At 63.6% G+C, this 22,359-nt stretch carries 23 protein-coding genes; 14 read left to right on the forward strand and 9 right to left on the reverse strand.

The window, feature by feature from the left end; genetic code table 11:
- Position 1: 1 nt before the first annotated feature.
- Positions 2–1,144 carry a patatin-like phospholipase family protein gene (locus ACIPZF_RS20220; RefSeq protein WP_400802450.1) on the reverse strand — a complete coding sequence of 381 codons (1,143 nt, stop codon included), beginning with the start codon at positions 1,142–1,144 and terminating at the stop codon, positions 2–4.
- A gap of 128 nt (positions 1,145–1,272) precedes the next feature.
- On the reverse strand, positions 1,273–2,208 hold the full coding sequence (locus tag ACIPZF_RS20225; protein ID WP_400802452.1) for a lipid A biosynthesis lauroyl acyltransferase: 936 nt from the start codon (positions 2,206–2,208) through the stop codon (positions 1,273–1,275).
- A 111-nt stretch (positions 2,209–2,319) separates the two neighbouring features.
- Between ACIPZF_RS20225 and minC the strand changes: the two genes are divergently transcribed.
- The 7 genes from minC to ACIPZF_RS20260 all read left to right on the forward strand — a co-directional run bounded on the left by minC (position 2,320) and on the right by ACIPZF_RS20260 (position 8,981).
- A complete protein-coding gene (gene minC / locus ACIPZF_RS20230; RefSeq protein ID WP_400802453.1) occupies positions 2,320–3,087 on the forward strand; it encodes a septum site-determining protein MinC in 768 nt (255 codons plus the stop codon).
- Positions 3,088–3,186: 99 nt separating this feature from the next.
- A complete protein-coding gene (minD, locus tag ACIPZF_RS20235) occupies positions 3,187–3,999 on the forward strand; it encodes a septum site-determining protein MinD (RefSeq protein WP_152954217.1) in 813 nt (270 codons plus the stop codon).
- A 3-nt stretch (positions 4,000–4,002) separates the two neighbouring features.
- Positions 4,003–4,257: a cell division topological specificity factor MinE gene (gene minE, locus ACIPZF_RS20240; RefSeq protein WP_003252572.1), complete on the forward strand. Its 255-nt coding sequence runs from the start codon at positions 4,003–4,005 to the stop codon at positions 4,255–4,257.
- 81 nt (positions 4,258–4,338) lie between these two features.
- Positions 4,339–4,974 (forward strand): RluA family pseudouridine synthase, encoded by a 636-nt coding sequence (locus ACIPZF_RS20245; protein WP_400802455.1) that lies wholly within the window; start codon positions 4,339–4,341, stop codon positions 4,972–4,974.
- A gap of 156 nt (positions 4,975–5,130) precedes the next feature.
- The gene (locus tag ACIPZF_RS20250) at positions 5,131–6,420 is read left to right on the forward strand and encodes a M18 family aminopeptidase (RefSeq protein ID WP_400802457.1); all 1,290 of its coding nucleotides are present in this window, start codon (positions 5,131–5,133) and stop codon (positions 6,418–6,420) included.
- A 192-nt stretch (positions 6,421–6,612) separates the two neighbouring features.
- Positions 6,613–6,780: a hypothetical protein gene (locus ACIPZF_RS20255; RefSeq protein ID WP_016501052.1), complete on the forward strand. Its 168-nt coding sequence runs from the start codon at positions 6,613–6,615 to the stop codon at positions 6,778–6,780.
- A gap of 44 nt (positions 6,781–6,824) precedes the next feature.
- Positions 6,825–8,981 carry a mechanosensitive ion channel family protein gene (locus tag ACIPZF_RS20260; protein WP_400802458.1) on the forward strand — a complete coding sequence of 719 codons (2,157 nt, stop codon included), beginning with the start codon at positions 6,825–6,827 and terminating at the stop codon, positions 8,979–8,981.
- A gap of 3 nt (positions 8,982–8,984) precedes the next feature.
- Here the strand turns inward: ACIPZF_RS20260 and ACIPZF_RS20265 are convergent, their stop codons facing one another.
- Positions 8,985–9,698 (reverse strand): UTRA domain-containing protein, encoded by a 714-nt coding sequence (locus ACIPZF_RS20265; protein ID WP_400802460.1) that lies wholly within the window; start codon positions 9,696–9,698, stop codon positions 8,985–8,987.
- A 277-nt stretch (positions 9,699–9,975) separates the two neighbouring features.
- Between ACIPZF_RS20265 and ACIPZF_RS20270 the strand changes: the two genes are divergently transcribed.
- From ACIPZF_RS20270 to ACIPZF_RS20295, 6 genes are all read left to right on the forward strand, one after another.
- Positions 9,976–11,040, forward strand: a complete 1,065-nt coding sequence (locus ACIPZF_RS20270) for an ABC transporter substrate-binding protein (protein ID WP_400802462.1) — start codon at positions 9,976–9,978, stop codon at positions 11,038–11,040.
- Between the two features lie 146 nt (positions 11,041–11,186).
- Positions 11,187–11,993: an alkaline phosphatase family protein gene (locus tag ACIPZF_RS20275; RefSeq protein WP_400802463.1), complete on the forward strand. Its 807-nt coding sequence runs from the start codon at positions 11,187–11,189 to the stop codon at positions 11,991–11,993.
- Positions 11,990–12,823 carry an ABC transporter permease gene (locus tag ACIPZF_RS20280; RefSeq protein WP_400802465.1) on the forward strand — a complete coding sequence of 278 codons (834 nt, stop codon included), beginning with the start codon at positions 11,990–11,992 and terminating at the stop codon, positions 12,821–12,823. Before ACIPZF_RS20275 ends, ACIPZF_RS20280 begins: the two co-directional genes overlap by 4 nt.
- The gene (locus tag ACIPZF_RS20285) at positions 12,813–13,607 is read left to right on the forward strand and encodes an ABC transporter permease (protein ID WP_400802467.1); all 795 of its coding nucleotides are present in this window, start codon (positions 12,813–12,815) and stop codon (positions 13,605–13,607) included. The genes ACIPZF_RS20280 and ACIPZF_RS20285 overlap by 11 nt, the downstream gene beginning before the upstream one ends.
- Position 13,608: 1 nt before the next feature.
- Positions 13,609–14,598: an ABC transporter ATP-binding protein gene (locus ACIPZF_RS20290; RefSeq protein ID WP_400802469.1), complete on the forward strand. Its 990-nt coding sequence runs from the start codon at positions 13,609–13,611 to the stop codon at positions 14,596–14,598.
- 13 nt (positions 14,599–14,611) lie between these two features.
- Positions 14,612–15,265, forward strand: coding sequence for an HAD family hydrolase (locus ACIPZF_RS20295; RefSeq protein ID WP_400802471.1), 654 nt, complete (start codon positions 14,612–14,614; stop codon positions 15,263–15,265).
- A gap of 122 nt (positions 15,266–15,387) precedes the next feature.
- On the opposite strand, the gene ACIPZF_RS20300 is transcribed toward ACIPZF_RS20295, so the two are convergent.
- Positions 15,388–16,350, reverse strand: coding sequence for an NAD(P)H-quinone oxidoreductase (locus ACIPZF_RS20300; protein ID WP_400802473.1), 963 nt, complete (start codon positions 16,348–16,350; stop codon positions 15,388–15,390).
- Positions 16,351–16,492: 142 nt separating this feature from the next.
- Here ACIPZF_RS20300 and ACIPZF_RS20305 point away from each other — a divergent pair, with 142 nt between their 5' ends.
- The gene (locus tag ACIPZF_RS20305) at positions 16,493–18,574 is read left to right on the forward strand and encodes a carboxy terminal-processing peptidase (RefSeq protein WP_400802475.1); all 2,082 of its coding nucleotides are present in this window, start codon (positions 16,493–16,495) and stop codon (positions 18,572–18,574) included.
- Between the two features lie 367 nt (positions 18,575–18,941).
- Here ACIPZF_RS20305 and ACIPZF_RS20310 read toward each other — a convergent pair whose 3' ends face one another.
- From ACIPZF_RS20310 to pcaQ, 5 genes are all read right to left on the reverse strand, one after another.
- Complete coding sequence (locus ACIPZF_RS20310) at positions 18,942–19,310, reverse strand: hypothetical protein (RefSeq protein WP_400802476.1); 369 nt, start codon at positions 19,308–19,310, stop codon at positions 18,942–18,944.
- On the reverse strand, positions 19,307–19,645 hold the full coding sequence (locus ACIPZF_RS20315; protein WP_400802478.1) for a multiprotein-bridging factor 1 family protein: 339 nt from the start codon (positions 19,643–19,645) through the stop codon (positions 19,307–19,309). The genes ACIPZF_RS20310 and ACIPZF_RS20315 overlap by 4 nt, the downstream gene beginning before the upstream one ends.
- 100 nt (positions 19,646–19,745) lie before the next feature.
- Positions 19,746–20,186 carry a YkvA family protein gene (locus tag ACIPZF_RS20320; RefSeq protein WP_012313180.1) on the reverse strand — a complete coding sequence of 147 codons (441 nt, stop codon included), beginning with the start codon at positions 20,184–20,186 and terminating at the stop codon, positions 19,746–19,748.
- Positions 20,187–20,443: 257 nt separating this feature from the next.
- Positions 20,444–21,196, reverse strand: a complete 753-nt coding sequence (locus ACIPZF_RS20325; RefSeq protein WP_400802480.1) for an FKBP-type peptidyl-prolyl cis-trans isomerase — start codon at positions 21,194–21,196, stop codon at positions 20,444–20,446.
- A gap of 225 nt (positions 21,197–21,421) precedes the next feature.
- Positions 21,422–22,354 carry a pca operon transcription factor PcaQ gene (gene pcaQ, locus ACIPZF_RS20330; protein WP_400802482.1) on the reverse strand — a complete coding sequence of 311 codons (933 nt, stop codon included), beginning with the start codon at positions 22,352–22,354 and terminating at the stop codon, positions 21,422–21,424.
- Between the last annotated feature and the right edge of the window lie 5 nt (positions 22,355–22,359).

A 22,359-nucleotide genomic window follows, 5' to 3' on the forward strand; every position in this document is an offset into this window, starting at 1 on the left:
TTCAAATGCCCAGGAACTGCTTCAGCTCGCGGCGCTTGGCCAAGGCATCGCGCCTGCCCAGCTCGATCAGCTCACTGCAGTAGCTGGCTTCGAACAGCAGGTAGCTCAACACCCCCGCCCCGCTGGTCCGGGTCGCCCCCGGACCACGCAGGAACACGCGCAAAGCCGCTGGCAACTCACGCCGGTGGCGCGCGGCAATCTCGTCCAGCGGCTGGCTGGGCGCCACTACCAGCACCTCGATTGGCGCCAGGCCCAGGCGCCGCGCATCCAGGTGGGCGGGCAGCAGGTGGCTGAGGTGGTTCAGCCGTTGCAGCAGTTCGATGTCGTCTTCCAGGCTGTCGATGAAGGTGCTGTTGAGCATATGCCCGCCGATCTGCGCCAGGCTCGGCTGCTGGCCACTGAACACGCGTTGAGTGGGCAGCGGCGGCGCCGGCCGCTGCGGGTTGCCGCTGACCCCGACCACCAGCACGCGGCTGGCCCCCAGGTGCAGGGCCGGGCTGATCGGCGCCGACTGGCGTACCGCGCCGTCGCCGTAGTACTCGTCACCCAAGCGGACCGGAGCGAACAGCAGCGGGATCGCCGCACTGGCCAGCAGGTGGTCGACGGTCAAGGGGGTGGGCACGCCGATGCGCCGGTGACGCAGCCAAGTGTCGATGCCGCCGCGCCCTTGGTAGAAGGTAACGGCCTGGCCGGATTCGTATCCGAATGCAGTCACCGCCACAGCGCGCAATTGCTCGCTGGCCAGTGCCTGGGCGATGCCGTCGAGGTCCAGGTGAGACTGCAGCAAGGCCCGCAGCGGGCTGCTGTCGAGCAGCGCGACCGGCGCCTGGCCGCCCAGGCCGAGCAAGCTGTGGCCAACGAAGCGGCTGGCCTGGCGGATCACCCCGGGCCAGTCGCTGCGCAGCACCAGATGGCTGCGAAGGTTTTGCCAGAAGGCGGTGAGGCGCTGCACGGATTCGCCAAAGCGGGTGGCGCCGCTGGCCAGGGTCACGGCGTTGATGGCCCCGGCCGAGGTGCCGACGATTACCGGGAAGGGGTTGGCCGCGCAGGGTGGCAGCAGCTCGGCGATGCCGGCCAGAACACCGACCTGATAGGCGGCGCGGGCACCGCCGCCAGAGAGGATCAGGCCGGTGGTTGGGGTCATCGATTCCTCCCTGGATTCACTTTGTCAGTACCGGCCCTTTCGCGGGGCAAGCCCGCTCCCACAGAGTCCATGCAATACCTGTGGGAGCGGGCTTGCCCCGCGAAGAGGCCAGCACTGTCACTGCAAAGTCAGCGCTTTTTCTTGTCGTACAGCCGCGGCTCACCCTCGGGCCGCGACTTGAAGCGCCGGTGCGCCCACAGGTACTGCTCGGGGCATTCGCGCAACACGCCTTCGATCCACTGGTTGATACGCAGGCAATCGGCCTCTTCGCTCTCACCGGGGAAATCCTGCAGCGGCGGGTGGATCACCAGACGATAGCCGCTGCCATCCTCCAGGCGCTTCTGGGTGAACGGAATCACCTGCGCCTTGCCCAGGCGGGCGAACTTGGTGGTGGCGGTGACGGTCGCCGCCGGGATGCCGAACAAGGGCACGAACAGGCTTTGCTTGGCGCCATAGTCCTGGTCGGGTGCATACCAGATCGCCCGGCCCGAACGCAGCAGCTTGAGCATGCCGCGCACGTCTTCACGCTCCACCGCCAGCGAGTCGAGGTTATGCCGCTCGCGGCCGTTGCGCTGGATGAAGTCGAACAACGGGTTGCCGTGCTCGCGGTACATGCCATCGATCGTGTGGACCTGGCCCAGCAACGCCGCACCGATCTCCAATGTGGTGAAATGCACGGCCATGAGGATTGCGCCCTGCCCTGCCTGTTGGGCGGCCTGCAGGTGCTCGATGCCTTCGATATGCGCCAGGCGCGCCAGCCTGGCCTTGGGCCACCACCAGCTCATGGCCATTTCGAAGAAGGCGATGCCAGTGGAGGCGAAGTTCGCCTTCAACAACCGGCGCCGTTCGTCGACGGACAGTTCCGGGAAGCACAGCTCCAGGTTGCGCGCGGCAATGCGCCGGCGCTCACCGGCCAGCCGGTACATCAGCGCGCCCAAGGCGCCGCCGAGCCACAGCAAGGCACGGTAGGGCAACTGCACCACCAGCCACAGCAGGCCCAAGCCAAGCCACAGGCCCCAGAACCTGGGGTGAAGGAAATAGGGACGAAAACGCGGGCGTTCCATTGAAGCTTCCGGAATGTCAAAGGCCGAGCATTCTACATCGGATCGGTGCCGGTTGCGGCCAACCGGTGTTATCGCTATAAGTCAGGGCACTTTTTCCCTAGCAAGTCGTCTATGCAGACCATGAGCCCAAACCACACACCCGACACAGCCTCCGTGTTCCAGCTCAAGGGCAGCATGCTTGCCATCACTGTGCTGGAACTGGGGCGCAACGACCTTGAAGCCCTCGACCGCCAATTGGCGGCGAAAGTGGCTCAAGCCCCGAATTTCTTCAGCAACACACCCTTGGTGCTGGCGCTGGACAAGCTGCCGGCCGGTGAAGGCGCCATCGACCTGCCCGGGCTGATGCGCATCTGCCGCCACCATGGCCTGCGCACCCTGGCCATTCGCGCCAACCGCATCGAGGACATCGCTGCCGCGATCGCCATCGACCTGCCGGTGCTGCCGCCCTCCGGTGCGCGTGAGCGGCCACTGGAGCCTGAGCCCGAGGTGAAACCCGAGCCGGCACCCGCCCCTGCGCCTGCGCCCGAGCCCGTCCTTGTGCAAGAGCAGCGCCCAACCCGCATCATCACCTCACCGGTCCGCGGCGGCCAGCAGATCTACGCCCAGGGTGGCGACCTGGTGGTCACCGCCTCGGTCAGCCCGGGTGCGGAACTTCTCGCCGATGGCAACATCCATGTGTACGGCGTCATGCGCGGCCGCGCCTTGGCCGGCATCAAAGGCAATACCAAGGCCCGTATCTTCTGCCAGCAGATGACCGCTGAAATGGTCTCAATCGCTGGCCAGTACCGGGTCTGCGAGGACCTGCGCCGCGACCCTTTGTGGGGCTCGGGCGTGCAAGTCAGCCTGTCCGGTGACGTGTTGAACATCACCCGTCTTTAACGGATACTTGCCGTCATTTTCAGAGCAACTTTTTTCCCAGTTGCCGTTTTTTGCATTTTGCTGGGACAGCTGTCCCGACTTATTTAGGGGTGAAACACCTTGGCCAAGATTCTCGTCGTTACTTCCGGCAAGGGGGGTGTGGGCAAGACCACCACCAGCGCCGCCATCGGCACCGGCCTCGCGCTGCGCGGCCACAAGACCGTCATCGTCGACTTCGACGTCGGCCTGCGTAACCTCGACCTGATCATGGGCTGCGAACGCCGCGTGGTGTACGACTTTGTCAACGTCGTCAACGGCGAAGCCAACCTGCAGCAGGCCCTGATCAAGGACAAGCGCCTCGAAAACCTGTTCGTGCTGGCCGCCAGCCAGACCCGCGACAAGGACGCACTGACCCAGGAAGGCGTGGAAAAGGTGCTGATGGAGCTGAAAGAACAGTTCGAATACGTCATCTGCGACTCGCCGGCCGGTATCGAGAAAGGCGCCCACCTGGCGATGTATTTCGCTGACGAAGCCATCGTCGTGACCAACCCTGAAGTCTCTTCGGTACGTGACTCCGACCGCATGCTGGGCATCCTGTCGAGCAAGTCGCGCCGCTCCGAAAACGGCGAAGAGCCGATCAAGGAACACCTGCTGATCACCCGTTACCACCCCGAGCGTGTCGAAAAGGGCGAAATGCTCAGCATCGCCGACGTCGAAGAGATCCTGGCGATCAAGCTCAAGGGTGTGATTCCCGAGTCGCAGGCGGTGCTCAAGGCGTCCAACCAGGGTATCCCGGTCATCCTCGATGACCAGAGCGATGCGGGCCAGGCGTACAGCGACACCGTCGACCGCCTCCTGGGCAAAGAGAAACCCCTGCGTTTCATCGAAGTGCCGAAGCAAGGATTCTTCGCGCGCCTGTTTGGAGGCAAGTAAACCATGAACCTTTTTGACTTCTTTCGTGGCAGACAGAAACAGACCAGTGCGTCGGTGGCGAAAGAGCGTCTACAGATCATCGTGGCGCATGAGCGCGGCCAGCGCAGCGAACCGGACTACCTGCCGGCGCTGCAGAAAGAACTGCTCGAAGTGATCCGCAAGTATGTGAACATCGGCAACGATGACGTGCACATCGAGCTGGAAAACCAGGGCAGCTGCTCGATCCTGGAGCTGAACATCACCCTGCCTGATCGCTGATTCAGCCCGTCAGGTACAGACGAAACCACTGGGGTTGCCCTGCAGCCCCAGTGGTTTTGTCATTTTCATCGAGAACTTGCAATGCCGCTGTCGAACGTCCAGATCCTCCATGAAGACGCCGCCATCCTGGTGGTCAACAAGCCGACCCTGCTGCTGTCGGTGCCAGGCCGTGCCGATGACAACAAGGACTGCCTGATCACCCGCCTGCAGGAAAACGGCTACCCCGATGCGTTGATCGTCCACCGCCTGGACTGGGAAACCTCCGGCATCATCCTGCTGGCCCGCGACGCCGACAGCCACCGTGAGCTGTCGCGCCAGTTCCACGACCGCGAGACCGAGAAGGCCTACACCGCGCTGTGCTGGGGCCAACCGGCGCTGGACAGCGGCAGCATCGACCTGCCGCTGCGCTATGATCCGCCGACCAAGCCTCGGCATGTGGTGGACCATGAACAGGGCAAGCATGCGCTGACCTTCTGGCGCATCCTCGAACGTTGCGGCGATTACTGCCGGGTGGAGCTGACGCCGATCACCGGGCGTTCGCACCAGCTGCGGGTGCACATGCTGTCGATTGGGCATCCATTACTGGGTGACCGTTTGTATGCCAATCCCGAGGCGCTGGCGGCGCATGAGCGGTTGTGCCTGCATGCGGCGATGCTGAGCTTTACTCATCCGGTTTCCGGGGAGCGGTTGAAGTTCGAGTGCCCCGCCCCCTTCTGATTTTGTGATGGCTGTACCAGCCTCTTCGCGGGGCAAGCCCGCTCCCACAGGTACAACACAGTTCTCATGTGGGAGCGGGCTTGTCCCGCGAAGAGGCCGACACAATTTGTGATCTATCTGCGCTAAACTCGCCCCCACTGCTGTCTGGAGTGAGTTATGCGCGAAGCACTGAATACCGGCCTGATCGATTTCCTCAAGGCCTCCCCCACGCCCTTCCACGCCACCGCCAGCCTGGCCCAGCGCCTCGAGGCTGCCGGCTACCAGCGCCTGGATGAGCGTGACAGCTGGGCCACCGTGCCTGGCGGTCGCTACTACGTCACCCGCAACGATTCTTCGATCATCGCCATCAAGCTGGGCAAGCAAGCACCGCTGCAGGGCGGCATCCGCATGGTCGGTGCGCACACCGACAGCCCGTGCCTGCGGGTCAAGCCGCAGCCCGAGCTGCAGCGCCAGGGCTTCCTGCAACTGGGCGTGGAGGTGTATGGCGGCGCACTGCTGGCGCCATGGTTCGACCGCGACCTGTCGCTGGCCGGGCGGGTCACCTTCCGCCGCGACGGCAAGGTCGAAAGCCAGCTGATCGACTTCAAGCTGCCGATCGCCATCATCCCCAACCTGGCCATCCACCTCAACCGCACCGCCAATGAAGGCTGGATGATCAACCCGCAGACCGAGCTGCCGCCCATCCTGGCCCAGGTCGCTGGCGACGAGCGCATCGACTTCCGCGCCCTGCTCACCGAACAGCTGGCCCGCGAGCACCAGCTCAATGCCGACGTTGTGCTCGATTACGAGCTGAGCTTCTACGACACCCAGGACGCTGCACAGATCGGCCTGCACGGCGACTTCATCGCCGGCGCGCGCCTGGACAACCTGCTCTCGTGCTACGCCGGCCTGCAGGCAATGCTGGCCGCCGACAGCGACGAAACCTGCGTGCTGGTGTGCAACGACCACGAAGAAGTCGGCAGCAGCTCGGCCTGCGGCGCCGACGGCCCGATGCTCGAACAGACCCTGCAACGCCTGCTGCCGGATGGCGACGCCTATGTGCGCACCATTCAGCGTTCGCTGATGGTCTCGGCCGACAACGCCCACGGCGTGCACCCCAACTACGCCGACAAGCACGACGGCAACCACGGGCCCAAGCTCAACGCCGGGCCGGTGATCAAGGTCAACAACAACCAGCGCTACGCCACCAACAGCGAAACTGCCGGGTTCTTCCGCCACCTGTGCATGGCCGAAGAAGTGCCGGTGCAGAGCTTCGTGGTACGCAGCGACATGGGCTGCGGTTCGACCATCGGCCCGATCGCTGCCAGCCACCTGGGCGTGCGCACGGTCGACATCGGTTTGCCGACCTTTGCCATGCATTCGATTCGTGAGCTGTGCGGCAGCCATGACCTGGCGCATCTGGTGAAGGTGTTGACTGCTTTCTATCGCAGCCGCGATTTGCCTTGAATTTGATGTAAGCAGGCCTGGCCTCTTCGCGGGGCAAGCCCGCTCCCACAGGAGAACTGTGTTGTACCTGTGGGAGCGGGCTTGCCCCGCGAAGAGGCCGGCAATGACACCCCACCTGCCCCGGATCAATCCCGCTTCGCTTGCCACCCGCTATGCTTAACACATGGCCCCAACGCAAAAGGATTGCCGCCCATGTCCCCCTTCCTGTCCCTGTTCGTGCCGGTATTTCTGTTTCTGATGCTGCTGACCATCGGCTTCAGTATGCGCGAGCGCAACATCGGCGTACTGATGATGTGGATCGGCACCCTGGGCATCTTCGGCCTCACCTGCTGGAAGATCCTGGAGAAACTGCCCACATAAACCTCTACACTCGGCCAATCGTTTGACCTGAGGTAGATTTCCCGGTGCCAGCCCTCCTGCGTTGCCTTGCCCTGCTGCTGTTTCTGTTCATCGCCCCCGCCCACGCGGCCGGCCTGCCGAGCCTGCTGGGGTCCAGCGCGCCGGCTCAGCCCGAAGCCAGCGAACCCTTGGGCAAATCGCTGGACGAGGTGATCAAGAACCTGGAAAACGACCAGCAGCGGGCCAAGTTGCTGGCCGACCTGAAGAAGCTGCGCGACGCCACCAAACAATCGCAACCGACCGTCGAACAGGGCGTGCTGGGCCTGATCGGCGGCGCACTGCATGACTTCGAGAAGCAGTTCAGCGGCGACGCCAGCCCATTCCATCGCTGGTCCCTGGAAATCGACCAGGCCCAGGCCGAGCTGATGGACCTGGTGGTACCGGTACATCAATGGCCGGCAATCCTGTTCGGCTTCGCCGCGATCATCGCCGTGTGGAGCCTGCTGGCCTATGCCTTCAACTGGATCGGCCATCGCGTGCGGGTGCGCTTCGGCCTGACCGAAGAGCTGCCCCAGCACCCGCGCACCTGGGACCTGCTGCGCTTCGCCCTGCGCAAACTCGGGCCGTGGCTGGTGGCGCTGGTGTTCACGGTGTACCTGAGCTTCGCCCTGCCCTCCTCGCTCGGCAAGTCGATGGCCATGGTATTGGCTTATGCCCTGGTGGTCGGCACCTGCTTCTCGGCCATCTGCGTGATCGCGTTTTCCTTGCTCGATGGCCCGCATCGCCACCGCGCATTGCACATCCTGCGCCACCAGGCCTTCCGCCCGCTGTGGCTGATCGGCAGCTTCGCCGCCTTTGGCGAAGCGATGAGCGACCCGCGCATGCTGGTCGCCCTGGGCACGCACCTGGCACACGCCCTGGCCACCCTGGCCAACGTCATCGCCGCGCTGTGCACCGGGCTGTTCATCCTGCGCTTCCGCCGCCCGATCGCCCACCTGATCCGCAACCAGCCCCTGTCGCGGCGCCTGACCCGGCGCACGCTCAGCGACACCATCGAGATCCTCGGCAGCTTCTGGTTCATCCCGGCGCTGATCCTGGTGGCCATCTCGCTGTTCGCCACTTTCGTTTCCGCTGGCGACACCAGCACCGCCCTGCGCCAGTCGCTGATGTGCACGGTGCTGGTGGTGGTGTGCATGGTGCTCAACGGCCTGGTGCGCCGCCACGCCGCCCACCCCAAGCGCGCCAACAAGCGCCAGGCGGTGTATGCCGAGCGCCTGCGCAACTTCGGCTACCTGCTGGTGCACCTGTTCATCTGGCTGGTGTTCATCGAACTGGGCCTGCGCGTGTGGGGTCAGTCGATGATCAGCTTCGCCGAAGGTGACGGCCACGAAGTCAGCCTGCGCCTGCTGGGCCTGGCCGGCACGCTGATCGTCGCCTGGTTGGTGTGGATCCTCGCCGACACCGCCGTGCATCATGCGCTGGTGCGCTCGCGCCGGGGCCTGGCCAACGCCCGCGCGCAAACCATGATGCCGCTGATCCGCAACGTGCTGTTCGTGTTCATCTTCATCATCGCGGTGATCGTCGCCCTGGCCAACATGGGCATGAACGTCACGCCACTGCTGGCCGGTGCCGGTGTGATCGGCCTGGCTATCGGTTTTGGCGCGCAGTCGCTGGTGGCCGACCTGATCACCGGCCTGTTCATCATCATCGAGGACTCGCTGGCCATCGACGACTACGTCGATGTCGGCGGCCACCTGGGCACGGTCGAGGGCCTGACCATCCGCACCGTGCGCCTGCGCGACATCGACGGCATCGTGCACACCATCCCGTTCAGCGAGATCAAGAGCATCAAGAACTACTCGCGTGAATTCGGCTACGCGATCTTCCGCGTGGCCATCCCGCACAGCATGAACATCGACCAGGCCATCACGCTGATCCGTGAAGTGGGGCAGAAGCTGCGCAACGACCCGCTGATGCGCCGCAACATCTGGTCGCCGCTGGAGCTGCAAGGGGTCGAAAGCTTCGAGTCGGGCTCGGCCATCTTGCGTGCGCGCTTCAAGACCGCACCGATCAAGCAGTGGGAAGTGTCGCGGGCATTCAACCTGGCCTTGAAGCGACAGCTGGATGAGGCAGGGCTGGACCTGGCGACCCCGCGCCTGTCGGTGCAGGTGGTGACGGCGGGCGGCGGTGGTATGGCCGAAGCCGGCAAACCTGCCAGCTAGGGCTTAGCCCGCCTGGGCGCGAATGCGGATCGCATCATGCCGCCAATACTCCAGGTCACAGTCGATCAGATGCCCATGCTGGTCACTGTTGACCCGGGTGATATGCAGCCCGGGGCTGCCCGTGGACACCTTCAATGCCGCTGCCGCGTCCACCGGCAGCGCCGTCGGCAGTATCTCGAAACACACCTGGCCATAGCCGATTCCGTATACCCGACCATAAATCTCGGTCAGCGACTGTGCCAAGTCTTGCTCAAGAATCGCCGGGAAGTACCTCGGGTTGAGGTAGTGCTCGGCGTACAGCACCGCCCGCCCGTCTATCCGGCGCAGCCGGCAGATGCGCACCACGCTCGACAACGCGGGCAGGCGCAAGCGCGCGCAAACCGCAGCTGACGCCGGTTGCAGCCTGGCCGAAAGCAACTCGGTAGTTGGAACCCGCCCCTGGTCCCGCACCATTGCGTGAAAGTGACTACGCTCGATCAGGTCGTAGGTCAGCCGCTCGGGCGCGACGAACCAGCCGCGCCGCTCTTCGCGGTAGATCAGCCCCTGCGCCTCCAGTTGCGCCAGCGCTTCGCGCAGGGTAATGCGCGTGGTGTCGAACACTTCGCTGAGCTTGCGCTCGGCCGGCAGCTTGCCCCCCGGCGCCAGCAGGCCGTGCTCGATCTGCTCCTGCAGGGCATGGCAGATGGCTGTTACCGCACGCGGTGGGGTGGGCTGCATCAAGGGTTACCTATCTGGACTAGTCCAGCCCCAGAACAGGGCACTTGGAGAATAGTGCAAGCCTAGGCAGGGCTGATGAACATCCTGTGACAAACCGCCTGAGCACGCCTGCCAGATTCGCGCCAACCCCAATAAATCGGGCCTTTCGATCTGGTCTACGCTGTATTTCCAGGGCTTTCCCTACATCAAACTGTCACGCAAGCGGTCTACCTTGGCGCAAGGTTTGCTGACCTAGACCAACAACGATCGCGCAAGGCACCCACCCAAGGAGCTTCGGATGAAAAAGTTGTTCATGGCGTCACTGCTCGGCTCGGCCATCACCCTTTGTACTTCGGCCATGGCTGCCGGCACCGACCTCAAGGCCCTGGAAGACGCCGCCCGCAAGGAAGGCACCGTCAACAGCGTGGGCATGCCCGATGCCTGGGCCAACTGGAAAGGCACCTGGGATGACCTGGCCAGCAAGTATGGCCTCAAGCACAGTGACACCGACATGAGTTCGGCCCAGGAAATCGCCAAGTTCGAAGCCGAAAAGGACAACGCCAGCGCCGACATCGGCGATGTGGGTGCTGCCTTCGGCCCGATCGCCGTGGCCAAGGGCGTGAGCCAGCCGTACAAGCCAAGCACCTGGGACCAGGTGCCGACCTGGGCCAAGGATCAGGACGGGCACTGGGCGCTGGCCTATACCGGCACCATCGCCTTCATCATCAACAAGGACCTGGTGAAGGAAGACGAACGGCCTAAGACCTGGCATGACCTTGAAAAGGGCAAATACAAGGTCGCCATCGGTGACGTCGGCACTGCCGCCCAGGCGGCCAACGGTGTGCTGGCCGCGGCGATTGCCTACAAAGGCGACGAGAGCAATGTCGCCCCTGGCCTGCAGTTGTTCACCAAGCTGGCCCAGCAGAAACGCCTGTCACTGGCCAACCCGACCATCCAGACGCTGGAAAAAGGCGAGGTGGAAGTCGGCGTGGTGTGGGACTTTAACGGCCTGAGCTACCGTGATCAGATCGACCCCAAGCGCTTTGAAGTGCTGATTCCGTCGGACGGTTCGGTCACCTCGGGCTATACCACCATCATCAACAAGTACGCCAAGCACCCGAATGCGGCGAAGCTGGCGCGCGAGTACATCTTCAGCGATGCCGGGCAGATCAACCTGGCCAAGGGGCATGCCCGGCCGATCCGTGCCGAGCACCTGAAACTGCCGGCGGATGTGCAGGCCAAGCTGCTGCCTAACGAGCAATACGGGGCCGCTCAGCCAATCAAGAATGCCGAGGCCTGGGAAGCGACCTCCAAGGGGCTGCCGCAGCAGTGGCAGGAGCAAGTGATCATCGAGATGGAGTGATAGCGAGGGCTGCGCCCTCGTTCGCGGGTCAAGCCCGCTCCCACAGGTACAGCATAGGGTTCAAGAGCTATGGAGAACCTGTGGGAGCGGGCTTGACCCGCGAACGGCCGCACAGCGGCCGATCCTGAAAACCCGCGGAGCTTCGAATGAACCACAACGTCATCCTGGTCCTGCTCGACGGCCTCAACCACCAGGTCGCGCACCACGCCATGGGCCACCTGCACGCGTACGTCGAGGCCGACCGCGCCGCGCTCTACCGCGTGGAGTGCGAGCTGCCATCGCTGTCGCGACCGCTGTACGAGTGCATCCTCACCGGCGTTGCGCCAATCGACAGCGGCATCGTGCACAACAACATCAACCGCCTGTCCAACCAGCGCAGCGTGTTCCACTACGCCCGCGAAGCCAACCTGGGCACGGCTGCGGCGGCCTATCACTGGATGAGCGAACTGTACAACCGCTCGCCCTTCGACCCTCAGCGCGATCGCCACACCCACGCGCCCAAGCTGCCGATCCAGCACGGCTTGTTCTACTGGGACGACCGCTACCCCGATTCACACCTGCTGGCCGACGCCGAATACCTGCGCCGCCGCCACGCACCGAACTTCCTGCTGGTGCACCCGATGAGCATCGACGACACCGGCCACCGCCACGGCCTGGACAGCAGCCAGTACCGCAACGCTGCGCGCAGCGCCGACATCCTGCTGGCCGACTACCTGCCGCGCTGGCTCGAAGAGGGTTACCAGGTGCTGGTCACCGCCGACCACGGCATGAACAACGACCGCTCGCACAACGGCCTGCTGGCCGAGGAACGCGAGGTACCGTTGTTCGTGTTCGGCGACGCCTTCAGCCTCGACCCCGCCGCCAAGCCGCTGCAGACCGAACTGTGCGGCACCATTTGCGAAGTGCTCGGCGTGCCCCACGACAAGACCGTGTGCCGGGAGCTGCTCAAGTGAGTGCCAGAAGCCGCGCCCTGGCCTTGCTCTGCCTGCTGCCGTTCGCCGTGTTCTTCGTCATCTTCCAGATCGCCCCGCTGGCCTGGGTGGCGATCAACAGCCTGCAGTCGGAGGCCGGCTGGGGCGTGGAAAACTTCACCAAGGTGTTCGCCTCCAAGTTCTACCTGCAGGCGCTGCAACGCAGCCTGGAGATCAGCTTCTGGTCGAGCCTGTTCGGCATCGTCATCGCCACCCTCGGCGCCTACTCGCTGCGCCAGGTGGATTCACGCCTGCGCGATTTCGTCAGCGCCTTCGCCAACATGACCAGCAACTTCGCCGGGGTGCCGCTGGCCTTCGCCTTCATCATCCTGCTCGGTTTCAACGGCGCGCTGACCTTGCTGCTCAAGCAGATCGGCCTGCTGGAAGATTTCAGCATCTATTCGAAAAGCGGCCTGATCCTGGTGTACACCTACTTCCAGATCCCGCTCGGCGTGCTGCTGCTCTACCCCGCCTTCGACGCGTTGCGCGAAGACTGGCGCGAGTCGGCCGCGCTGCTCGGCGCCAGCCACTGGCAGTACTGGCGGCACATCGGCCTGCCGGTGCTGACCCCGGCACTGCTCGGCACCTTCGTCATCCTCCTGGCCAACGCCCTGGGCGCCTACGCCACGGTGTATGCGCTGACCACCGGCAACTTCAACGTGCTGCCGATCCGCATCGCCGGGCTGGTGGCCGGTGACATCAGCCTCGACCCCAACCTGGCCAGCGCCCTGGCGATGGTGCTGGTGGGGCTGATGACGCTGGTCACGATCGTCCATCAATGGCTGCTGAAGAGGAGCTACCATGCGCGCTGAAGCCAAGGCCAGCAGCCTCTACCACCGCGTGGTGGTGTACCTGCTGTTTCTGATCCTGCTGCTGCCGCTGGCCGGCACACTGCTCTACTCGCTGGCCACCAGCTGGTCTGCCAGCCTGCTGCCCAGCGGCCTGACCCTGAAATGGTACGTGGCACTGTGGAGCGAGCCGCGCTTTCTTGCCGCCTTTGGCCAGTCGCTGCTGGTGTGCATGGGGGCGCTGCTGCTGTCGGTGGTGCTGATCCTGCCGCTGCTGTTCGTGGTGCACTACCACTTCCCCAAGCTCGACGCGCTGATGAACATCCTCATTCTGCTGCCGTTCGCGGTGCCGCCGGTGGTGTCGTCGGTGGGCCTGCTGCAGCTTTACGGCAGCGGGCCGATGGCCATGGTCGGTACGCCGTGGATCCTGATCGGCTGCTACTTCACCATCGCCTTGCCGTTCATGTACCGGGCGATCACCAACAACCTGCAGGCGATCAACCTGCGCGACCTGATGGACGCCGCCCAACTGCTCGGGGCCAGCACCTGGCAGGCGGCATTCCTGGTGGTACTGCCGAACCTGCGCAAGGGCCTGATGGTGGCGCTGCTGCTGTCGTTCTCGTTCCTGTTCGGTGAGTTCGTGTTCGCCAACCTGCTGGTCGGCACCCGCTACGAGACGCTGCAGGTGTACCTGAACAACATGCGCAACAGCAGCGGCCACTTCAACAGCGCGCTGGTGATCTCGTACTTCGCCTTCGTGCTGGTGCTGACCTGGGTCGCCAACCGTTTGAACAAGGACAAGACCTGACATGAGCTTCGTCAGCGTACAAAAACTGCACAAGCGCTATGCCGGCACCTCGGTGTTCGAGAACATCGACTGCCAGATCGAACGCGGCGAGTTCGTCACCCTGCTCGGCCCGTCGGGCTGCGGCAAGTCCACCTTGCTGCGCTGCATCGCCGGGCTGACCCCGGTGGACGGCGGGCAGATCCTCCTCGACGGCCAGGATATCGTGCCGGTCAGCCCGCAAAAGCGCGGCATCGGCATGGTGTTCCAGAGCTACGCGCTGTTCCCCAACATGACCGTGGAGCAGAATGTCGCCTTCGGCCTGCGCATGCAGAAGGTCAAGGCGGATGAAAGCCAGGCCCGCGTGCGCGAAGCCCTGGAGTTGGTCGAGCTGGGCAGCTTTGCCGGGCGCTACCCACATCAGCTGTCGGGGGGCCAATGCCAGCGCGTGGCCCTGGCCCGTTCGCTGGTCACCCGCCCGCGCCTGCTGCTGCTCGACGAGCCGCTGTCGGCGCTGGATGCGCGCATCCGCAAGCACCTGCGCGAGCAAATTCGCGCGATCCAACGCGAGCTGGGGCTGACCACCATTTTCGTCACCCATGACCAGGAGGAGGCGCTGACGATGTCCGACCGCATCTTCCTCATGAACCAGGGGCGCATCGTCCAGAGCGGCGATGCCGAAACCCTCTACACCGCGCCGGTGGACCTGTTCGCCGCCGGCTTCATCGGCAACTACAACCTGCTCGACCCGGACAGCGCCAGCCGCCTGTTGCAGCGCCCGGTGGCCAGCCGCCTGGCGATTCGGCCGGAGTCGATCACCCTGGGCCGCGATGGGGAATTGGACGGCGAGGTGCGCAGCCACAGCCTGCTTGGCAACGTGATTCGCTATCGGGTGCGGGTGCGCGACGTGGAGTTGGTGGTCGACGTGCTCAACCGCTCATCGGCCGACCTGCACGCGGACGGCCAGCGGGTATCCTTGTCGATCGACCCCACGGCGCTACGGGAAGTGGCCTAAGGAGATTCAACGCATGGCACTGGCAATTTTCGACCTCGACGAAACCCTTATCCATGGCGACTGCGCGTCGCTGTGGAGCGAACAGATGGCGCGGCTGGGCTGGGTAGACGGCAAAGACTTTCTGCGCCGCGACCATGAATTGATGGAGGCCTACGGCAAAGGCCACCTGGCGATGGAGGACTATATGGCCTTCAGCCTGGAGCCGATTGCCGGGCGCACGCTGGAAGAGGTCGAGCATCTGGTCGAGCCGTGGGTCGAGGATGTGATCGAGCCGATCATTTTCGGCGACGCCTGCCGCTGCATCGCCGAACACCGCAAGCGTGGGGACCGCATTCTGATCATTTCGGCGAGCGGTACGCACCTGGTTGGGCCGATTGCGGCGCGGCTGGGCGTAGATGAGTACCTGGCGATCGAGCTGGAGGCGGTGAATGGGGTGTATACCGGCAGGACCCACGGGGTGCTGACCTACCGTGAAGGCAAGATCACTCGCTTACTGGAATGGCTGGATCAGGAACAGGAAAATCTGGAAGGGGCGAGTTTCTATTCCGATTCGCGTAACGACTTGCCGTTGTTGCTGAAGGTGGATCACCCGCATGTGGTGAACCCGGATGCGGTGTTGAGGGAGCATGCCGAGACCAATGGGTGGCCGATCTTGAGTTGGAGCTAGCGTTTTGTAGCGTCTGTTCCGGCCTCTTCGCGGGCAAGCCCGCTCCCACAGGTACTCCAAAGATTTGAAGAATTGTGGTGGGCCTGTGGGAGCGGGCTTGCCCGCGAAGAGGCCGGCCCTGGCTACATCAGGCTCGGATCGATCACCATCACCAGCTTGCCCGACACCTGATTGCTTTCAAGCGCGGCATACGCCGCTTGAGCGAACGCCACCGGGTAGGAATCCACCAATTGCGGCGACAAGCGCCCTTCGGCAAACAGCGGCCACACCTGCTGCTGCAACTCGCGCAACAACTCGGCCTTGAACCCGTCATCACGGTTGCGCAGCGTTGAGCCGGTGATTTCCAGCCGCTTGCCGAGCACCTGCGCCAGATCCAGCTCAAACTTGCGCCCGCCCATCAGGCCGATGATCACCCAGCGCCCGTCACGCGACAGCAGCTTGAGGTTAAGCGGCCCATAGCTGGCACCCACCGGATCGAGGATCACATCGAATGGCCCGAAGCCTTCCAGCGCTTCGAGGTTCTCGTTACGCACCACGCCACCCGCCGCGCCAAGCGCCTCGCAGTACGCCAGACGATCCTGCGAACCGACGCTGACATACACCGGGTTACCAAACGCCTTGCACAACTGGATCGCCGCCGAGCCGACACCGCTCGCGCCCGCATGCACCAGCACTTTCTCCCCAGCTTTAACCTTGCCCAGCTGGAAGATGTTCAACCACGCCGTGGCGTACACCTCAGGCAGCGCCGCCGCTTCATGAAGGCTCAGGCCCTCTGGCACCGGCAGCACATGGCGGGCATCCACCACAACCTCTTCGGCCATCGCCCCACTGGCCAGCAGCGCGCAGACCCGGTCGCCCACCCGCCAGTCGGCGCCAGCGCCCACTTCTTCGATGATGCCCGCGCACTCCAGGCCCATATAAGGGCTGGCGCCAGGCGGCGGCGGATACAGGCCTTTCATTTGCAACAGGTCGGCGCGATTCAGCCCCGCAGCGGCCACGCGAATGCGTACCTGGCCGGCGTCAAGGGCCGGGCGCTCGGCCTCGACCCACTCCACATGTCCGTCTTCGCCTTGCAATGCCTTCACAGTGCCTCCATAGTTGAATCACATGACTGAGCCTGGGGAACCCTCGCCCCGGGCTTTTTGCAGTATTTGTCCGGCTCCATGGAACCGGCAACGGAAAAGACGGCCTACTATGCGTGATCAATTGCCTCCACGTCGAATCAGCATGAAGCATTTCCTACCTAGCACCGCCCTGGCCCTGATGATCGGCCTGGGTAGCCTCACGCTCGGCGGCAATGCGGCGGCCGCCAACAAGTGGGATAGCCTGCAGCCGGACCGTGACGAGATCGTCGCCAGCCTCAACGTCGTGGAGCTGCTCAAGCGCCACCATTACAGCAAGCCGCCGCTCGATGACGCCCGCTCGGTGATCATCTACGATAGCTACATCAAGCTGCTGGACCCGGCGCGCAGCTACTTCACCGCAGCCGACATCGCCGAGTTCGACAAGTGGAAGACGCAGTTCGACGACTTCCTCAAAAGCGGCAACCTCGACCCTGGCTTCACCATCTACAAACGCTACCTCGACCGCGTCAAGCAACGCCTGGACTTCGCCCTGGCCGAGCTGAACAAAGGCGTCGACAAGATGGACTTCACCACCAAGGAAACCTTGCTGATCGACCGCAAGGATGCGCCGTGGCTGAAGAACCAGGCTGAGCTCGACGAGCTGTGGCGCAAACGCGTCAAGGACGAAGTGCTGCGCCAGAAAATCGCTGGCAAAGAGCCCAAGCAGATTCAGGAAACCCTGACCAAGCGCTACAAGAATCAGCTGTCGCGCCTGGACCAGACCCGTGCCGAGGACATCTTCCAGGCCTATATCAACACCTTCGCCCAGTCCTACGACCCGCACACCAACTACCTGTCGCCGGACAATGCCGAGAACTTCGACATCAACATGAGCCTGTCGCTCGAAGGCATCGGCGCGGTGCTGCAAAGCGACAACGACCAGGTCAAGATCGTCCGCCTGGTGCCGGCAGGCCCTGCGGCGAAAACCAAGCAGGTGGCCCCGGCCGACAAGATCATCGGCGTGGCCCAGGGCAACAAGGAAATGGTCGACGTGGTCGGCTGGCGCCTGGATGAAGTGGTCAAGCTGATCCGTGGCCCGAAAGGCTCGGTGGTGCGCCTGGAAATCATCCCGGCCAGCAATGCGCCGAGCGACCAGACCAGCAAGATCGTTTCGATCACCCGCGAGGCAGTCAAGCTCGAAGAGCAGGCGGCGAAGAAATCGGTGCTCAAGCTCAAGCAGGCTGGCCGTGACTACAAGCTGGGCATCATCGAGATCCCGGCCTTCTACCTGGACTTCAAGGCCTACCGTGCCGGCGATCCGGAGTACAAAAGCACCACCCGTGACGTGAAAAAGCTGCTCACCGAGCTGCAGAAGGAAAAAGTCGACGGTGTGGTCATCGACCTGCGCAACAACGGCGGCGGTTCCCTGCAGGAAGCCACCGAGCTGACCAGCCTGTTCATCGAGAAAGGCCCGACCGTGCTGGTGCGCAACAGCGACGGCCGTGTCGACGTGCTCGAAGACGAAAACCCCGGTGCTTTCTACAAAGGCCCACTGGCGCTGCTGGTCAACCGCCTGTCGGCCTCGGCCTCGGAGATCTTCGCCGGTGCCATGCAGGACTACCACCGTGCCCTGATCATCGGCGGCCAGACCTTCGGCAAAGGCACCGTGCAGACCATCCAGCCGCTCAATCACGGCGAGCTGAAGCTGACCCTGGCCAAGTTCTACCGGGTTTCCGGGCAGAGCACCCAGCACCAGGGCGTACTGCCGGACATCGACTACCCGTCGATCATCGACACCAAGGAAATCGGCGAAAGCGCCCTGCCCGAAGCCATGCCATGGGACACCATCCGCCCGGTGGTCAAGCCGGCGGCCGACCCGTTCAAGCCGTTCCTGGCCCAACTCAAGGCGCAGCATGAGGCGCGCAGCGACAAGGACGCGGAATTCACCTACATCCGTGATCGCCTGGCGCTGACCAAGAAGCTGATGGACGAAAAAACCGTCAGCCTCAACGAGCAGGACCGCCGCGCCCGTCATGACGAGATCGAAGGCAAGCAGCTGGCGCTGGAGAACATCCGCCGCAAGGCCAAGGGTGAGGAGCCGTTGAAAGAGCTGAAAAAAGAGGACGAAGACGCGCTGCCGACCGAGGATGAAAATACCAAGCCGGAAGACGATGCTTACTTGTCCGAGACTGGGCGCATTCTGATCGACTACCTGAGTGCGAGCACCAAGGTGGCCAAGCAGTAAGCGGCCATTGCGTCAGGGTGAAATGAAGGGCCGGGCATGTGAATGCCCGGCCCTTTCTTTTGGGGCGCATGTCTTGAAATATGTGGCGCCGATTAAATCGAGCGCCGCCCGCGCGGCGCATCGCGAGCAACGCTCGCTCCTACGTTTGTTTTTGGCCAGTTATTCCTGTGGGATTTGCGCGCGAACGCCTCGGTGCTTGACGCGATATTGAGTCCTACACACCAGGCGTCCGCGCGCGTCTGTTACTGACGTTACTGGCCCGAAACAAACGTAGGAGCGAGCGTTGCTCGCGATGCGCCGCGCGGGCGGCGCTCGATCTCGTGAACGCCGAAAAACTATCGGCATGCACCCGGCAGCCCAACACAATTCAAGCAACCTCGGGATAAGCATACTCAAACACCCGCACCACCTCCGAGGCATGCCACGAAGCCGCTTCCATACCGTCTACCGGCCCCGAAAAGCGCCCCAGGCGCTCCACGCATTCGAAGAAGCCGGTACGCGGCAGGCGACTGGCACCCTGGCTGATCACCAGCGAGCTGCGCAGCGGTTGCTCGGCGCGGGCATCGAGCACGGCCAGATACTCCAGCGCGGCGGTCAGGGTCTGCATGGCCGGGGTGGGCAATTGCAGGCGCTCGATCAGCGCACGGTAAGTCAGCAAGTGCCGTTGACGGCGGGCCAGGTCAAGCTCATCCAGCAGGCTCTGCCAATGCTGTCGGCTGATCCTGACCTGGCTCATGACGGCTCGCTCCAGCCCGCCACGCCCAAGTGCCAGGCCAGGGCACGACGAATCGCGTCGCCCGGCTCCCGTTCGCCCGATTCGATCATCGCCAGATAGGCTGGGCTGACGCCGACATTACGCGCCAGCTGTTCGGCGGCGATGCCTTTGCTCTGTCGCAACTGCGCCACTTCGCTGAACGCAGGCAAGCTGGCTTCTGCTGACTTCTGCTCGTTTGATCCGCCAACCGCCTCGGCTGGCGCCTGTCCGGCCGCCTTGAGCAACGCCTGGTATTGCTCCCAGGGAACGACGGCGTACTCGGGCTGACCGTCCCGGCTAATGACCTGAATACCCATAACAACCCCCTAACGTAGGATTACGGCATGTAATCCGTAGGCATAATCCTTATGCCAATTATATTACCAAGCTCGGGAGTCTGTGGGGATCTGCTCGTTTTCAGTGCGTTTTACGTTCCAGACGCAAGGCTTCCGGCGTATCCGGCAGGCGTTCGACCACGCGCAGGCGCTCTGGCGCCTGGCTGTCACGCCATGCCTTGAAGCGCGCCAGTTCGTCGGACACGGTCTTCAGCACCCAGCCGAGCACGGCGATGTCATCGAGAAAACCTACACCCAGCAACCAGTCGGGGATCGCATCGATGGGGCTGACGAAGTACAGCAGGCCAGCGACTATGGTCACCAGGGCCTTGGGGCTGATGGCGCGATACTCGCCGCGCCACCAGGCCAGGCACAACGACTGCAGCAGCTTGATGTCTTCGCGCAGCTGGCCAAGGCGCGGGCCTTTGCGGGCGACGGCGAATAGCAGGGCCGGCAGCCGGCCACGGCTGAGCAGGCGTTCGGCCAGGGGCAGGAAGCGGGCGAAATTCCAGGGTGCGCTCATGGAGCCTCCAGCAGGGATAGGTTATCCACATTTATTGTGGATAACCTTGTGAACAGGGCGGAGTTTCCGACTTCAGGCGCCCACAAGGCAAGGGCCCCGGTCAGATCGGGCGTTTTTTACACAGTCGTTTCAAATCCGCAAAAGATTTGCGCTGCCTTACCTCGGACACTATCAGGGTCATGAGGTTCGGCCCAGTACCTGGCGCACAAATGACAACGCCCCGTAGAGACGGGGCGTTGTGCAGGTACCGGCCAGTATTACTTGGCAGGTGCTTCAGCTGGAGCTTCAGCCTCAGGCGCGTCGCCTTGCAGCTGGGCCGGGTCCTTGATGGCGATCAGTTCCAGATCGAACACCAGTACCGAATTGGCCGGGATCAGCGGGCTTGGGCTCTGCGCGCCGTAGGCCAGTTCAGCCGGGATGAACAGCTTGTACTTCTCGCCGACGTGCATCAGTTGCAGGCCTTCGACCCAGCCTGGGATCACGCCGCTGACCGGCAGATCGATTGGGCTGCCGCGCTCTACCGAGCTGTCGAACACCTTGCCATCGGTCAGCTTGCCTTCGTAGTGGACAGTGACCACGTCGGTCGGCTTGGGCTGCGGGCCGTCGGCCTTCTTGATCACTTCGTACTGCAGGCCCGAAGCGGTGGTGACCACGCCTGGCTTCTTGGCGTTTTCTTCAAGGAATTTCTTGCCGGCGGTGGCAGCTTCTTCGCTGGCCTTGGCCAGGCGCTCCTCGGCGCGTTTCTGCAGCGCGGTGAAGGCTTCTACCAGCTCTTCATCCTTGATGCGCTGTTCTTTCTTGGTGACGGCGTCTTCGATGCCGAGGGCGACGGCTTTGGAATCAAGGTCTTCCATGCCTTCCTGAGCCAGGCTCTTGCCCATGTTCAGGCCGATACCGTAGGAGGCTTTCTGTGCCGGAGTCTTCAGCTCGGGGCTGCTGGCTTGTTGGTCGCAGCCAGCCAGTACCAGGCCTACCAGGGCAACCGCAGCCGCCAAACGATGCTGTTTCATGCTATTTCCTTGTTCATGCGCCATGTGGGCAATCAGGGTAAAGCCGCGAGCTTATCAGGCGGCCATTACCAATGGCTACCGGCATAAGAGCGGGTTCTGATAAGGAAGTTCAGTACTTAAAAGCGAATTCATCCAAGCTTTACAGCCATTGGCCAGTATTGACCCTTCATCGCGCTTTTGCCCGGAATTTGTGGCGATTTATGTCTGCAGGTTCTGAGCAGCCGCTCAGGGGTAATCACCCTCGCGGTATTGCCCCGCTACCTCGCGCAGCACATCGCCCACCCATTGCCCTGGCACACTTTGCGGCAACGCGGCATTGCGGCAGATGCCCACCGACCCGCCCGGCTCGCGGACACCCAAGTCCAACTCGGCCAACTCGCCACGACGCAGGTCGAGCAGCACCGCGTCACGCGGCGCCACCCACAGTGCATCGCTGCCCAACAAGTAGCGACGGCTCAGCGCCAGTGAGAGGGTCTCCAGGCGCTGTGACGGCAGCTGAATGCCGCACTGCACGAACAGGCTGTCGGCGTGCTGGCGAATGGTCGTGCCGGGCGGCGGCAGCACCAGTGGATAGCGGCCTACACGCGCTCGCTCCACGGGCGTGCTGGCCAGCAACGGATGCCCGGAGCGAACCACCAGGGCCATCGACTCGCTGTACAGGTGCTCGAACGACAACCCCTGTATCTGCGGGCTGTCGGTCATGCGCCCGACCACCAGCTCCAGCTCGCCCAGGCGCAATTGCCCGAGCAACTGCGCACTGGCCCCGGTCACCACGCTGATCAGCAACGCTTCATGGCGTTGATGCAGGCGGCACAGCACTTCTGGCATCAGCAGGCCTTCGACCGTCGAGAGCACGCCAATGCGAACCTGCGATGGCGCCCGCGCCTCACCACGCAGGCTGTTCACGCCATCGCGCAGGGCCTGCACGCTGGGCCCGGCATAGCGCATGAAGCGGGTACCGGCCGGGGTCAGTTCGACGCCCTGGCGGCTGCGCTCGAACAGGCGCGCTTCGAGCAGGTCTTCGAGTTCCTTGAGGGTCTTGGAGATCGCCGGCTGGCTGATCGCCAGAATATCGGCCGCCCTGGCCAGGCTGCCCTGCCGGGCAATCTCCAGAAAACACAGCAGGTGGCGGTACTTGATGCGGGTGTCGAGGTTCATGCCGG

Source organism: Pseudomonas sp. NPDC089752 (genome assembly GCF_044748725.1).
Taxonomy (GTDB): Bacteria; Pseudomonadota; Gammaproteobacteria; order Pseudomonadales; family Pseudomonadaceae; genus Aquipseudomonas.